Origin of the sequence: Mycobacterium paraffinicum (genome assembly GCF_001907675.1) — a bacterium.
GTDB lineage: Bacteria > Actinomycetota > Actinomycetes > Mycobacteriales > Mycobacteriaceae > Mycobacterium > Mycobacterium paraffinicum_A.
In genome coordinates this window covers 104,240-117,956 of sequence record NZ_MPNT01000004.1, presented here as the reverse complement: position 1 = coordinate 117,956, position 13,717 = coordinate 104,240, and the positions used below count along the sequence as shown (strand labels likewise).

Here is a 13,717-nt window from a genome sequence, read left to right as displayed (position 1 = left end):
GGCTATGACTTCAGCATGTTGCGTAGCACGTACTGCAGGATGCCGCCGTTGCGGTAGTAGTCCGCCTCCCCGGGGGTGTCGATGCGCACCACCGCGTCGAACTCGACGGCGTCCCCACCGTCCTTGGTGGCCTTGACGTGCACCGTCTTTGGCGTCTTACCGTCGTTGAGCGCCTCGATGCCGGTGATGTCGAAGACCTCGGTGCCGTCCAGCCCCAATTCCTTGGCGGACTTGCCTTCGGGGAACTGCAGCGGAATCACGCCCATGCCGATCAGGTTGGAGCGGTGGATGCGCTCGAACGACTCGGTGATCACCGCCCGCACGCCCAGCAGCAGCGTGCCCTTGGCGGCCCAGTCGCGCGACGAACCGGAGCCGTACTCCTTGCCGCCCAGCACCACCAGCGGAATGTTCTGCGCCGCATAGTTTTGCGCAGCGTCGTAGATGAACGCCTGCGGACCGCCATCCTGGGTGAAGTCGCGGGTGTAGCCACCCGAGACGTCGTCGAGCAACTGGTTGCGCAGCCGGATGTTGGCGAAGGTGCCGCGGATCATCACCTCGTGGTTACCGCGCCGGGACCCGAAGGAGTTGTAGTCCTTGCGTTCGACGCCGTGCTCGTCGAGGTACTGTGCGGCCGGGGTGCCCGGTTTGATCGCGCCCGCGGGGGAGATGTGGTCGGTGGTCACCGAGTCGCCCAGCAGCGCCAGCACCCGCGCGCCCGTGATGTCACCGACCGGCTCGGGCTCCGCCGCCATCCCCTCGAAGTACGGGGGCTTGCGCACATAGGTCGAATCCTGGTTCCACTCAAAGGTATTGCCGCTCGGGGTGGGCAGGTTGCGCCACCGCTCGTCGCCCTTGAACACGTCGGCGTAGTTCTTGGTGAACATCTCCTGGCTGATCGCCGAGGCGATGGTGTCCGAGACGTCCTTCTGCGACGGCCAGATGTCTTTGAGGAAGACGTCGTTGCCGTCGTTGTCCTGACCGAGCGGCTCGTTGTCGAAGTCGAAGTCCATGGTCCCGGCCAACGCGTAGGCGACCACCAACGGCGGGGAGGCCAGGTAGTTCATCTTCACGTCGGGGTTGATGCGGCCCTCGAAGTTGCGGTTGCCGGACAGCACCGCGGACACCGAAAGGTCGTTGTCGTTGATCGCCTTGGAGATCTCGTCGGGCAGCGGGCCGGAGTTCCCGATACAGGTCGTGCAGCCGTAGCCGACCAGGTAGAAGCCGAGCTTCTCCAAATACGGCCAGAGGCCGGCCTTGTCGTAGTAGTCGTGGACCACCTGCGAGCCCGGCGCCATCGTAGTTTTCACCCACGGCTTGGACGTCAGCCCCTTCTCGACGGCGTTGCGCGCGAGCAGCGCCGCGCCCAGCATCACCTCAGGATTCGAGGTGTTGGTGCACGACGTGATGGCCGCGATCACCACCGCGCCGTGGTCGAGCTCGAACTCGCCACGGTCCTCAGAGCGCACCCGCACCGGGTTGCTCACCCGGCCTTTGGCATGTGCCGCGGCGGATTCGAACTTCGGGGCGTCGTCGGCGTGGCCGTTCTCCAGCGCCCCGGGGTCGCTGGCCGGGAAGGACTCGTCCACCGCCTCGTCGAGCTTGGAGTACTCCTTCTTGTCGGGGTCGTCGCCGACGTAGTCCCCGATCTGAGCGCGGAACGTTGACTTCGCGTCGGACAACGCGATTCGGTCCTGTGGGCGCTTCGGCCCGGCGATCGACGGCACCACGTCCGACAGGTTGAGTTCGAGGTATTCCGAGAAGGCCGGTTCGTGCTTGGGGTCGTGCCACATGCCTTGCTCTTTGGCGTACGCCTCGACCAGCGCGAGCTGTTCGTCGGAGCGCCCAGTGAACCGCAGGTAGGAGATGGTCTCCTCGTCGATCGGGAAAATCGCTGCGGTGGAACCGAATTCGGGGCTCATGTTGCCCAGCGTGGCGCGGTTGGCCAGCGGCACCTCGGCCACGCCCTCGCCGTAGAACTCGACGAACTTGCCGACGACGCCGTGCTTGCGCAGCATCTCGGTGACGGTCAGCACCACGTCGGTGGCGGTGACGCCGGCCTGGATCTCGCCGGTCAGCTTGAAGCCGACGACCCGCGGGATCAGCATCGACACCGGCTGACCGAGCATCGCGGCCTCGGCCTCGATGCCGCCCACGCCCCAGCCGAGCACGCCGAGGCCGTTGACCATCGTGGTGTGCGAGTCGGTGCCCACGCAGGTGTCGGGGTAGGCGACCCCGTCGCGTTCCATCACCACGCTGGCCAGGTACTCGATGTTGACCTGGTGCACGATGCCGGTGCCCGGCGGCACCACCTTGAAGTCGCGGAAAGCGCCCTGGCCCCAACGCAAGAACTGGTACCGCTCCCCGTTGCGCTGATACTCGATCTCGACGTTGCGCTCGAACGCGTCGGCGGTGCCGAACAGGTCGGCGATCACCGAGTGGTCGATCACCAGGTCGGCCGGGGCCAGCGGGTTTACCTTCTCCGCCTTGCCGCCGAGGTCGCCGATCGCCTCGCGCATGGTGGCCAGGTCGACGATGCAGGGCACGCCGGTGAAGTCCTGCATCACGACGCGGGCGGGCGTGTACTGGATCTCAATGCTGGGGTCGGCCTTGGGATCCCAGTTCGCGATGGCCTCGATGTGGTCTTTGGTGATGTTGGCGCCGTCCTCGTTGCGCAGCAGATTCTCGGCGAGGACCTTGAGGCTGTAGGGGAGTTTCTCGGTGTTGGGTACGGCGTCGAGACGATAGATCTGGTAACTGTTGTCGCCGACCTTGAGGGTGTCGCGTGCTCCGAACGAGTTCACCGAATCCTTGCTAGTCACATCAGCTCCCTGAATTAAGTTCTCCCGCCGACGGGCCGTGTCGGCGGCGGTGCCACTTTAACAGTACGCTTGTCCTGCATTCTGGCGGGGCACTCGTACTGTCCAGTCTTGTCGCGTTCCGCGGTGGTTTAAACCCCCCGGAGTGCACTCTCTCGGGAGCGCATCGTCCGGGTGCTCGGGCGTGGCGCCGGGGGCACGCTCTCGAGCCATAAACCTCGCATACCCGCGTCGGCGTGTCGTGTGCGAGGTTTACGTGTCGTGAGGGCAAGGGCAAAGCCCATCGCGAGCCCGCCGGGCGGCTCGCGGCTCGCCCGCCGCGCGGCCCATCGCGAGCCCGCCTCGCGTACGGTGCCTGTAGCACTAGTCAGGGAGGCGAAATGACCGGGCACGACTCCTTCGTCCTGCCGCTCTACATACCCCAAGACGTGGACATGGCCGCGATCAAGGCGCAGGTCGCCGCCGACGGCGTCAGCGCGCCGCCCGCGGCCCTGCCCGAGCTGCTCGACGTGGTGAACCAGGCGCGCGCGCACGGCATCAACCTCAAGATCGTGCTCCTCGATCACAACCCCCCCAACGACACCCCGCTGCGCGACATCTCCACCGTGGTCGGCGCCGACTACCACGACTCGACCGTCCTGACGCTCAGCCCGAGCTACGTCGGCAGCTACAGCACGCAATTCCCGCGCGTCACGCTGGAGGCCGGCGAGGACATCGCCAAGACCGGCAACCCGGTGGTCTCGGCGCAGCATTTCGTGGGCGAGCTGGAGGGCCACGAATTCCCGTGGACGGGGCTCACCATTTTCCTGCTGATCGCGGTCCTCGCGGCCGCCGTCGGTACCCGCCTCCTGCAGCTGCGGGCCAGACGGTCAGCAACTCCGTCCGATTCGGCCGGGGCTCAGGAAGTGACGCCGACGAATACGGCCTAGCCACGCTTTCCGGCGCGGCGTATCCCGCCCGGCGTTCGCACATCGGCCGTCCCGGCAAACCCGGCAGGTCACCGTTCGGTCACATTAAACGCACGTAGAGAGTGCGATTTCTGTGGAGCGTTTGCGCGCCCAAGAGTGTGACGTACGGTGCAAATGATGCTGGTGTTGTCTTTGGCGCCTCTTGAGAGCCCCGTGGCCGGCGCCGCCCGTCGCGTTGAGCCGTAGGAGACCTGAGTCGAATGAGACGCACACGCCGGGGCTCCGCTGCGCAGCCGGTCGCGAGGCTGGTCCGGCCGCTCGTGCCATCAGTCGTGAGCATCGCGCTGCTGCTTTGTACGCCGGGGCTTGCGCAGGGTGACCCCTCCGCCGACAGCCTGGCCGGTCTGATCGCCAACGTCGCCAAGGCCAACCAGCGCCTGGAGAATCTGAGCGCCGAAATCCAGACGGAACAGGAGAGCGTCAACAAGGCCCTGGTCGACGTCGAGACCAGCCGCGACAACGCCGTCGCGGCCGAACACGACCTTGAGGCCAGCCAGCAGGCGGTCAAGGACGCCAACGCCGCGATCGCCGCGGCGCAACAACGGTTCGACACGTTCGCCGCGGCCACCTATATGAACGGCCCGTCGAGCAGTTACCTGACCGCCAGCAGCCCCGAGGACATCATCGCCACCGAGGCCGCCGCCAAGACCCTGTCCGCGAGCTCGCAAACGGTGATGGCCAAGCTGCAGCGGGCGCGGACCGAACAGGTGAACAAGGAGTCGGCGGCGCGGCTGGCCAAGCAGAAGGCCGACAAGGCCGCCGCCGACGCCAAGGGCAGCCAGGACGCCGCGGTGGCGGCGCTGACCGATTCCAAGCGCAAGTTCGACGAACAGCGCGAACAGGTCACCCGGCTGGCCGCCGAACGCGACGAGGCGCAGGCGAAGCTCGAAGCCGCCCAACGGCAGTGGTCGGCCGGCCCGGGCGGGCCCGCCGCCCCGGCATCGGGCGACCGGTGGGAGACCGGCTCGCCGGGCGCGCCGGCGCCGCAGGCCGGGGCCCGCCGCTGGGACGGCGCCTGGGACCCCACCCTGCCGATGATCCCGAGCGCCAACGTCCCCGGTGACCCGATCGCGGTCATCAACCAGGTGCTGGGCATCTCGGCGACCTCGACGCAGGTCACCGCCGGGCTGGGCCGCAACTTCCTGCAGCAGCTCGGCATCCTCAAGCCCGATGACACCGGCATCACCAACGCGAGCCCCGGCGGGACTTCCGGGCGGATCCCGCGGGTGTACGGCCGGCAGGCCACCGAATACGTGATCCGGCGCGGCATGTCGCAGATCGGGGTGCCGTACTCCTGGGGCGGAGGCAACGCCGCCGGGCCCAGCAAGGGCATCGACTCCGGCGCCGGCATCACCGGCTTCGACTGCTCGGGCCTGGTCCTGTACTCGTTCGCCGGGGTCGGCATCAAGCTGCCGCACTACTCGGGCTCGCAGTACAACCTGGGCCGCAAGATCCCGTCCTCGCAGATGCGCCGCGGCGACGTCATCTTCTACGGCCCCGGCGGCAGCCAGCACGTGACGATCTACCTCGGTGACGGGCAGATGCTCGAGGCCCCCGACATCGGGCTGAAGGTCCGGGTGGCGCCGGTGCGCACCAGCGGTATGACGCCCTACGTGGTCCGCTACATCGAGTGGTGAACGAATGAGAATCGAACGGGGAACCATGCGCCGCAAGCGGATTCGCCTGATCAACTTCGCCTGGATCACCACCGTGGTGGCCGGGCTGTTGTTGTCTGTGGCCGCCCCGACGCCCGTCGCCGTGGCCGACCCCGGCGGGTGGGACCCCACCCTGCCGGCGACGATCAGCGCCGGCGCCCCGGGTGATCCGCTTGCCGTCGCCAACGCATCGCTGCAGGCCACCGCGCAGGCCACCCAGACGACGATGGACCTGGGCAGGCAGTTCCTGGGCGGCCTCGGAATCAACATCCTGGGGGATCCCGCTCCCACCGCTGCCAGCCCAACGAACCCGGGCGGCAAGATCCCGCGGGTCTACGGCCGGCAGGCCATCGAGTACGTGATCAAGCGGATGGGGTCGCAGATGGGCGTGCCCTACTCGTGGGGCGGTGGCTCGCTGGACGGCCCCAGCAAGGGCGTCGGCGACGGCGCGAACATCACCGGCTTCGACTGCTCGGGCCTGATGCGGTACGGCTTCGCCGGCGTCGGCGTCCTGATTCCGCGGTTCTCCGGTGACCAGTACAACGCCGGCCGGCACATCCCGCCGGACCAGGCCCGGCGCGGCGACCTGATTTTCTACGGTCCGAACGGCGGCCAGCACGTGACGATGTATCTGGGCAACGGCCAGATGCTGGAGGCGTCCAGCCTCGCCGGTCACGTGACCGTCAGCCCGGTTCGCACGCCCGGCATGACGCCGTTCCTGACTAGGATCATCGAGTACTGATCCAGGTTCGTTGCTGGGCGGGTCGTTCGGCCGGATGCCGGGGGCGAACCACCAGCGTCGACGGAATCCGGCGGGCCTGGAATAGTTGGACGCGGGCACGTCGCGGCCCCACGACAGTGGTGGTGCAAGCAGTCGTGTCCGAATGAGCTGTGGAGGGTAATTGATGACAGCAGCAGGTGGGCCGCCCCAGGGCGCCAGCGGTTACTCCGGCCCGGGTGGTCCTTCCGGCTCGCCGGCCCACGAGGCGCCGTCCGGCGGCGGTAATGGCCTGGCCGCCGAGGTGCACACCCTGGAGCGGGCCATCTTCGAGGTTAAGCGGATCATCGTCGGCCAGGACCAGCTCGTGGAGCGGATGCTGGTCGGCCTGCTCTCCAAGGGCCACGTGTTGCTCGAAGGTGTCCCCGGCGTGGCCAAGACGCTGGCCGTCGAGACCTTCGCCAAGGTGGTGGGCGGAACGTTCGCCCGCATCCAGTTCACGCCCGACCTGGTACCCACCGACATCATCGGTACCCGCATCTACCGGCAGGGCAAGGAAGAGTTCGACACCGAGCTCGGTCCCGTGGTGGTGAACTTCCTGCTCGCCGACGAGATCAACCGTGCACCTGCCAAGGTGCAGTCGGCGTTGCTGGAAGTCATGCAGGAACGCCAAGTGTCGATCGGCGGCAAGCGGTTCCCGCTGCCCAACCCGTTCCTGGTGATGGCCACCCAGAACCCGATCGAGCACGAGGGTGTGTACCCGCTCCCCGAGGCCCAGCGGGACCGCTTCCTGTTCAAGATCAACGTCGGCTACCCGTCGCCCGAAGAAGAGCGGGAGATCATCTACCGGATGGGTGTGCGGCCGCCCGAGCCCAAGCAGATCCTCAACACCGGCGACCTGTTGCGGCTGCAGGACATCGCGGCCAACGGCTTCGTGCACCACGCGCTGGTCGACTACGTGGTGCGCGTCGTGACCGCCACCCGCCATCCCGAGCAGCTCGGCATGAACGACGTCAAGACGTGGATCTCGTTCGGCGCGTCCCCGCGCGCCTCGCTGGGCATCATCGCCGCGTCCCGCTCGCTGGCGCTGGTGCGGGGCCGCGACTACGTGATTCCGCAGGATGTCGTCGACGTCATTCCCGACGTGCTGCGGCACCGCCTGGTGCTCACCTACGACGCGCTCGCCGACGAGATCTCGTCGGAGATCGTCATCAACCGGATCCTGCAGACGGTCGCCCTGCCGCAGGTCAACGCCGTTCCGCAGCAGGGGCAGTCGGTGCCCCCGGTGATGCAGCCCGCCGGCGCGGCTAGCGGTCGGTGACCGACCCCAAGCAGCCGGCGGTGCCACACCCGCCCTCGATGCAGCGCGGGCAGATCGTCGACCCGAAGCTGGCGGCGGCGCTGCGGCAACTCGAGCTGACGGTCAAGCGCAAGCTCGACGGGGTCCTGCACGGCGACCATCTCGGGCTGATCCCGGGACCGGGCTCCGAGCCGGGCGAATCGCGCGAGTACCAGCCCGGTGACGACGTCCGGCGGATGGACTGGGCGGTTACCGCGCGCACCACACACCCCCACGTCCGGCAGATGATCGCCGACCGCGAGCTCGAGACGTGGCTGGTGGTCGACATGTCGGCCAGCCTGGATTTCGGCACCGTGGGGTGCGAGAAGCGGGACCTGGCGGTGGCGGCCGCGGCCGCGATCACGTTCCTCAACAGCGGCGGCGGTAACCGGCTCGGCGCCCTGATCTCCAACGGCCAGACGACGATCCGGGTTCCGGCGCGCTCCGGGCGGCAGCACGAGCAGACGCTGCTGCGCACCATCGCCACCACCCCGAGGGCGCCGCTCGGGGTCCGGGGGGATCTGGCGACGACCATCGACGCTCTGCGCCGGCCGGAACGCCGCCGCGGGATGGCGGTGATCATCAGCGACTTCCTGGGTCCGATCAACTGGATGCGTCCGCTGCGGGCCATCGCGGCCCGCCATGAGGTGCTGGCCGTCGAGGTGCTCGACCCCCGCGACGTCGAGCTGCCCGACATCGGCGACGTCGTGCTGCAGGACGCCGAATCCGGGGTGACCCGCGAGTTCACCATCGACGCCCAGCTGCGCGACGATTTCGCCAAGGCGGCCGCCGCGCACCGCGCCGAGGTGGCGCGCACCGTGCGCAGCTGCGGGGCGCCGATACTGACGCTGCGCACCGACCGCGATTGGATCGCCGACATCGTCCGTTTCGTCGAGTCCCGCCGGCGCGGGGCAATGGCGGGACGGCAGTGACGGCCATTTTGACCGAGGCGCACAGACACACCAAGACGGTTTCGTTATGACATTGCCATTGCTCGGCGCGATCTCGCTGTCCGGGTTCGAACACTCCTGGTTCTTCCTTTTCCTCCTGGTCGTGTTCGCGCTGGCCGCGATGTACATCCTCATGCAGCTGGCCCGGCAGCGGCGGATGCTGCGCTTCGCCAACATGGAGCTGCTGGAAAGCGTTGCGCCCCAACGGCCTTCGCGTTGGCGCCACGTGCCGGCGATCCTGCTGGTCGCGTCGCTGGTGCTGTTCACCATCGCGATGGCCGGGCCGACCAACGACGTCCGCATTCCCCGCAACCGGGCGGTGGTGATGCTGGTGATCGACGTGTCGCAGTCGATGCGCGCCACCGACGTGCAGCCGAACCGGATGGCGGCCGCGCAGGAGGCGGCCAAGCAGTTCGCCGACGAGCTGACCCCGGGCATCAACCTGGGGCTGATCGAGTATGCGGGCACGGCCACGGTGCTGGTGTCGCCGACGACGAACCGCGACGCGACCAAGAACGCGCTGGACAGGCTGCAGTTCGCCGACCGGACCGCCACCGGAGAGGGCATCTTCACCGCGCTGCAGGCGATCGCGACGGTCGGCGCGGTGATCGGCGGCGGGGACAAGCCGCCGCCGGCGCGCATCGTGCTGTTCTCCGACGGCAAGGAGACGATGCCGACCAATCCGGACAATCCGAAGGGCGCCTTCACCGCCGCGCGCACCGCCAAGGACCAGGGCGTGCCCATCTCGACCATCTCGTTCGGCACCCCGTACGGCTTCGTCGAGATCAACGACCAGCGCCAGCCGGTGCCCGTCGACGACACGACGATGAAGAAGGTCGCCGAGCTCTCCGGCGGGAGTTGGTACAACGCCGCGAGCCTCGCCGAGCTGAAGGCGGTCTACGCGACGCTGCAGCAGCAGATCGGCTACGAGACCATCAAGGGCGACGCCAGCGTGGGCTGGGTTCGGCTCGGGGCGTTGGTGTTGGCGCTCGCCGCGCTCGCGGCGCTGCTCATCAACCGCCGCCTGCCGACGTAGCTTGGGTCTTGGCCCGCTCCGTCGAGCGTGGGGGATACGGACGTTTTGCGGCCCGATCTCGTACTTAGGGCCCACACTCGGCGCGGCCCGGGGCGATTTCGGGGCGACCAAACCGAGGCGCTAGGTTGACGGGGTGACTGATACGGCCACTGAGAACACCACCGAAAGTGCTGCCACCGGCGGCAAACCCGCATTCGTATCCCGCTCGGTCCTGGTGACGGGCGGAAACCGGGGCATCGGACTGGCGATCGCGCAGCGGCTGGCCGCCGACGGCCACAAGGTGGCCGTCACCCACCGCGGATCCGGGGCGCCCGAGGGGCTGTTCGGCGTGGTGTGCGACGTCACCGACAACGAGGCCGTCGACCGCGCCTTCAAAGAGGTCGAGGAGCACCAGGGGCCGGTCGAGGTGCTGGTATCCAATGCCGGCATCTCCAAAGACGCCTTTCTGATCCGGATGACCGAGGAACGGTTCACCGAGGTCATCAACGCCAACCTCACCGGGGCGTTCCGGGTGGCCCAGCGGGCGTCACGCAGCATGCAGCGCAAGCGGTTCGGCCGCATCATCTTCATCGGGTCGGTCTCGGGCATGTGGGGCATCGGCAACCAGGCCAACTACGCGGCCGCCAAGGCCGGCCTGATCGGCATGGCACGCTCGATCTCCCGCGAGCTGTCCAAGGCCGGGGTGACCGCCAACGTGGTCGCCCCCGGCTACATCGACACCGAGATGACTCGCGCGTTGGATGAGCGGATCCAGGCGGGCGCACTGGAATTCATCCCGGCAAAGCGGGTCGGCACCGCCGAGGACGTCGCGGGGGCGGTCAGCTTCCTGGCCTCCGAGGACGCGGGTTACATCGCCGGCGCGGTGATCCCCGTCGACGGCGGCATGGGCATGGGCCACTGAATTCATTCACGAAGACATTAAGGACGGACATGGCAGGACTGCTCGAGGGCAAACGGGTTCTGGTCAGCGGCATCATCACCGACTCGTCGATCGCGTTTCATATCGCCAAGGTGGCCCAGGAGGCCGGGGCGCAGCTGGTGCTCACCGGGTTCGACCGGCTGCGGCTGATCCAGCGCATCGCCGACCGGCTGCCGGAGAAGGCCCCGCTGATCGAGCTCGACGTGCAGAACGAAAAGCACCTCGACACCCTGGCCGAGCGGGTGACGGCCGAGATCGGTGAGGGCAACAAGCTCGACGGTGTGGTGCACTCGATCGGCTTCATGCCGCAGACCGGGATGGGCATCAACCCGTTCTTCGATGCGCCCTACGAGGACGTGTCCAAGGGCATCCATATCTCCGCGTATTCGTATGCGTCGCTGGCCAAGGCGCTGCTGCCGATCATGAACCCGGGCGGGTCCATCGTCGGCATGGACTTCGACCCCAGCCGGGCCATGCCGGCCTACAACTGGATGACGGTGGCCAAGAGCGCGCTCGAATCGGTCAACCGGTTCGTCGCCCGCGAGGCCGGCAAGTTCGGTGTGCGCTCCAATTTGGTTGCGGCGGGGCCGATCCGGACGCTGGCGATGTCCGCCATCGTCGGCGGTGCGCTCGGCGAGGAGGCCGGCGCCCAGATGCAGCTACTGGAAGAGGGCTGGGACCAGCGGGCGCCGATCGGCTGGAACATGAAGGATCCCACACCCGTGGCAAAGACGGTGTGCGCCGTGCTCTCGGACTGGCTGCCGGCCACGACGGGGACCATCATCTTCGCCGACGGCGGCGCCAGCACCCAATTGCTCTAAAAGCGGAATTGCTCCAGCCCATAATGGAATTCGACGCCGTCCTGCTGCTGTCCTTCGGCGGCCCGGAGGGGCCCGAGCAGGTGCGGCCGTTCCTGGAGAACGTCACCCGGGGGCGCAACGTGCCGCCCGAACGCCTGGACGACGTCGCCGAGCACTACCTGCATTTCGGCGGGGTGTCACCGATCAACAGGATCAACCGCGCCCTGGTCGCGCAGCTGGAAGCCGAGTTGCATAATCGCGGACTGAACCTGCCGGTGTATTTCGGCAACCGCAACTGGGAACCTTACGTCGAAAACATCGTTTCGACCATGCGGGACAACGGGGTTCGCCGCGCCGCGGTATTCACTACGTCGGCATGGAGTGGCTACTCCAGCTGCACGCAATACGTCGAAGACATCGCCCGCGCCCGTCGGGCAGCCGGCCCCGAGGCGCCCCAATTGGTAAAGATCAGGCCTTATTTCGACCATCCGCGATTCGTGCAGATTTTCGCCGACACGATCGGAGCGGCCGCGGGTGCCTTGACCGCCGAGCAGCAGGCCGACGCCAGGCTGGTGTTCACCGCGCATTCGATTCCCGTCGCCGCCGACGAGCGGTTGGGCCCGCGGCTGTACAGCCGCCAAGTCGCCTACGCTGCAAGCCTGGTCGCGGCAGCAGCCGGATACGCCGAATACGACCTGGCGTGGCAGTCGCGGTCCGGGCCGCCCCAGGTTGCGTGGCTGGAGCCCGACATCGCCGACCGGCTGGCGGCCCTGGCGGCGGCCGGCACCAAGGCCGTGATCGTCTGCCCCATCGGATTCGTGGCCGACCACATCGAGGTGGTCTGGGATCTCGACGAAGAACTCCGATCACTGGCGGAGTCGGCAGGCGTGGCGCTGGTGCGCGCCGCCACGCCCAACGCTCACCCGCGTTTCGCGCAAATGGCGGCGGACCTGATCGACGAACTGCGGTACGGCTACCCGGCCCAGCGGGTGGCCGGCCCGGATCCGGTGCCCGGTTGTCTCGCGAGCGTCGACGGCGAGCCGTGCCGCCCGCCGCACTGTGTTGCGGCCGAAAAGCGTTAGTCAGCCCACGCCGAGTGCAGGATCGCGGTGACGGCGGCCATCCGCGCCGAACGCACGACGGCGGTCAGCGGCCGCAACGCGTCGCTGGCGATGCGTGCCTCCGAAGAAGATTGCGTGCCGAACGGTTCCGGAACGGCAACGACGGGCGCGGTGAAGCGATCCGGCGAGTCGGGGGAGCGGCTGAGTCCGGCGCTGACCGCGATGATCGCGTCGACGTGCGCGGCGTTCTCCAGCACGCGCAGCGCGCGGGACGGCGCATGATCCGGAATCCTGTGCTGCCGTGCGGATTCCAGTAACTGCTCGACGAGTCCGCGCGGATCCTCGACGTCGGCCGCGGCCGATCCCAGGCCCACGGCGCCGAGCGCGTCGGCGGCCGACCGGACCGCGGACCGCAGCGTGTATTCGGCGTCCCCGAGCTCGTAGTGGTCGAGCACCGGCGCGCCCGGCAGGGAGTACACCGTCCAGGACAGCGCGCACAATTCCGGGAAGTCCGCCGCCTCTTCGTCGTAGGAGAACTCGGGGACCAGGCCGACGGCGGCGCTTGGATCGTTCGGGTTGGCGATGATGATCGCCTCGCCCGCGGCCAGGGCGTCGTGCTCGAACTGCGTCCCCGGGGCCAGCCCGCGCACATCCCCGGGCACGGGCAAAAGCACATTGATGGTTCCGAGCAGCGGCCCCGGACCGTTCGCGGTGGGCGCCGACCGGCCGACCGCGGCGCGCAGCGTCTGCAGCAGCGTCACGGTCCCGGCGTCGTTCACATCCGGCCACGGCAGCCCGGTGTGGCCTGCGGCGACCGCATCATACGCGGTGACCGATTGCTTTGCAGCCCATACCGATAACGCGTCCAAGACGTCGTCGGGCGCGGCCTTGCCCGCGAGCCAGGCATTGGCCCACAGGGACAGCGAGACACTGGGACACCACACGATTCCGCAGTGTAGTTGTTTTGCCCGGCAAAGGCCGATCACGCGTATTCTGACCGCATGCACGCTGCGGTGCTTTGGCTAATATTCGCGCTGGTGCTTGCCGGTGCGGAGGCGCTCACCGGCCATCTGTTTTTGGTGATGCTCGGCGGCGGGGCGCTGGCGGCGGCAATCACCAGCTGGCTGACGGACTGGCCAGGCTGGGCGGACGGGACGGTGTTCCTCATCGTCTCCGTGCTGCTCTTGGTGCTGGTTCGCCCGGCGCTGCGGCGGCGACTGACGCCCGCGCACGCGCCGCGACTGGGTATCGAGGCGTTGGAAGGCAAGAAGGCGCTGGTGCTCGAGCGGATTGGCCGCGACGAGGGCCAGGTGAAGCTCGACGGCGAGGTGTGGACGGCGCGTCCGCTCAACGAGGGCGATGTCTACGAACCGGGGGAGTCGGTCACCGTCTTGCAGATCGACGGCGCCACGGCGGTGGTCTTCAAGAGCAGTCCATAACGGATGCGAGAGACGC

At 68.1% G+C, this 13,717-nt stretch carries 12 protein-coding genes; 10 read left to right on the top strand and 2 right to left on the bottom strand.

Annotated features, from left to right (window positions below):
• Window positions 1-2: 2 nt before the first annotated feature.
• Complete coding sequence (locus BRW65_RS06525) at window positions 3-2,819, bottom strand: aconitate hydratase (protein WP_139272900.1); 2,817 nt, start codon at window positions 2,817-2,819, stop codon at window positions 3-5.
• Between the two features lie 377 nt (window positions 2,820-3,196).
• On the opposite strand from BRW65_RS06525, the gene BRW65_RS06520 reads away from it, so the two are divergent.
• From BRW65_RS06520 to BRW65_RS06480, 9 genes are all read left to right on the top strand, one after another.
• On the top strand, window positions 3,197-3,745 hold the full coding sequence (locus BRW65_RS06520; protein WP_073872516.1) for a DUF6676 family protein: 549 nt from the start codon (window positions 3,197-3,199) through the stop codon (window positions 3,743-3,745).
• A gap of 239 nt (window positions 3,746-3,984) precedes the next feature.
• Entirely contained in the window at window positions 3,985-5,421 is a 1,437-nt protein-coding gene (gene ripA, locus BRW65_RS06515; RefSeq protein ID WP_073872514.1) for an NlpC/P60 family peptidoglycan endopeptidase RipA, read from the top strand.
• Between the two features lie 25 nt (window positions 5,422-5,446).
• Complete coding sequence (gene ripB / locus BRW65_RS06510) at window positions 5,447-6,181, top strand: NlpC/P60 family peptidoglycan endopeptidase RipB (protein WP_073872512.1); 735 nt, start codon at window positions 5,447-5,449, stop codon at window positions 6,179-6,181.
• A gap of 163 nt (window positions 6,182-6,344) precedes the next feature.
• A complete protein-coding gene (locus BRW65_RS06505; RefSeq protein WP_073872510.1) occupies window positions 6,345-7,478 on the top strand; it encodes an AAA family ATPase in 1,134 nt (377 codons plus the stop codon).
• Window positions 7,475-8,428, top strand: a complete 954-nt coding sequence (locus BRW65_RS06500; protein ID WP_073872508.1) for a DUF58 domain-containing protein — start codon at window positions 7,475-7,477, stop codon at window positions 8,426-8,428. Before BRW65_RS06505 ends, BRW65_RS06500 begins: the two co-directional genes overlap by 4 nt.
• Window positions 8,429-8,474: 46 nt before the next feature.
• Complete coding sequence (locus BRW65_RS06495; RefSeq protein ID WP_073872506.1) at window positions 8,475-9,482, top strand: VWA domain-containing protein; 1,008 nt, start codon at window positions 8,475-8,477, stop codon at window positions 9,480-9,482.
• Window positions 9,483-9,615: 133 nt separating this feature from the next.
• Complete coding sequence (gene fabG1, locus BRW65_RS06490; RefSeq protein WP_067754029.1) at window positions 9,616-10,383, top strand: 3-oxoacyl-ACP reductase FabG1; 768 nt, start codon at window positions 9,616-9,618, stop codon at window positions 10,381-10,383.
• Between the two features lie 29 nt (window positions 10,384-10,412).
• Entirely contained in the window at window positions 10,413-11,222 is an 810-nt protein-coding gene (gene inhA / locus BRW65_RS06485; RefSeq protein WP_073872504.1) for an NADH-dependent enoyl-ACP reductase InhA, read from the top strand.
• A 23-nt stretch (window positions 11,223-11,245) separates the two neighbouring features.
• Entirely contained in the window at window positions 11,246-12,283 is a 1,038-nt protein-coding gene (locus BRW65_RS06480) for a ferrochelatase (protein WP_073872502.1), read from the top strand.
• Here BRW65_RS06480 and BRW65_RS06475 read toward each other — a convergent pair.
• A complete protein-coding gene (locus BRW65_RS06475; protein WP_073872500.1) occupies window positions 12,280-13,206 on the bottom strand; it encodes a hypothetical protein in 927 nt (308 codons plus the stop codon). The genes BRW65_RS06480 and BRW65_RS06475 overlap by 4 nt on opposite strands.
• A gap of 57 nt (window positions 13,207-13,263) precedes the next feature.
• Here BRW65_RS06475 and BRW65_RS06470 point away from each other — a divergent pair, with 57 nt between their 5' ends.
• Entirely contained in the window at window positions 13,264-13,701 is a 438-nt protein-coding gene (locus BRW65_RS06470) for an NfeD family protein (protein WP_073872498.1), read from the top strand.
• Window positions 13,702-13,717: the final 16 nt, after the last annotated feature.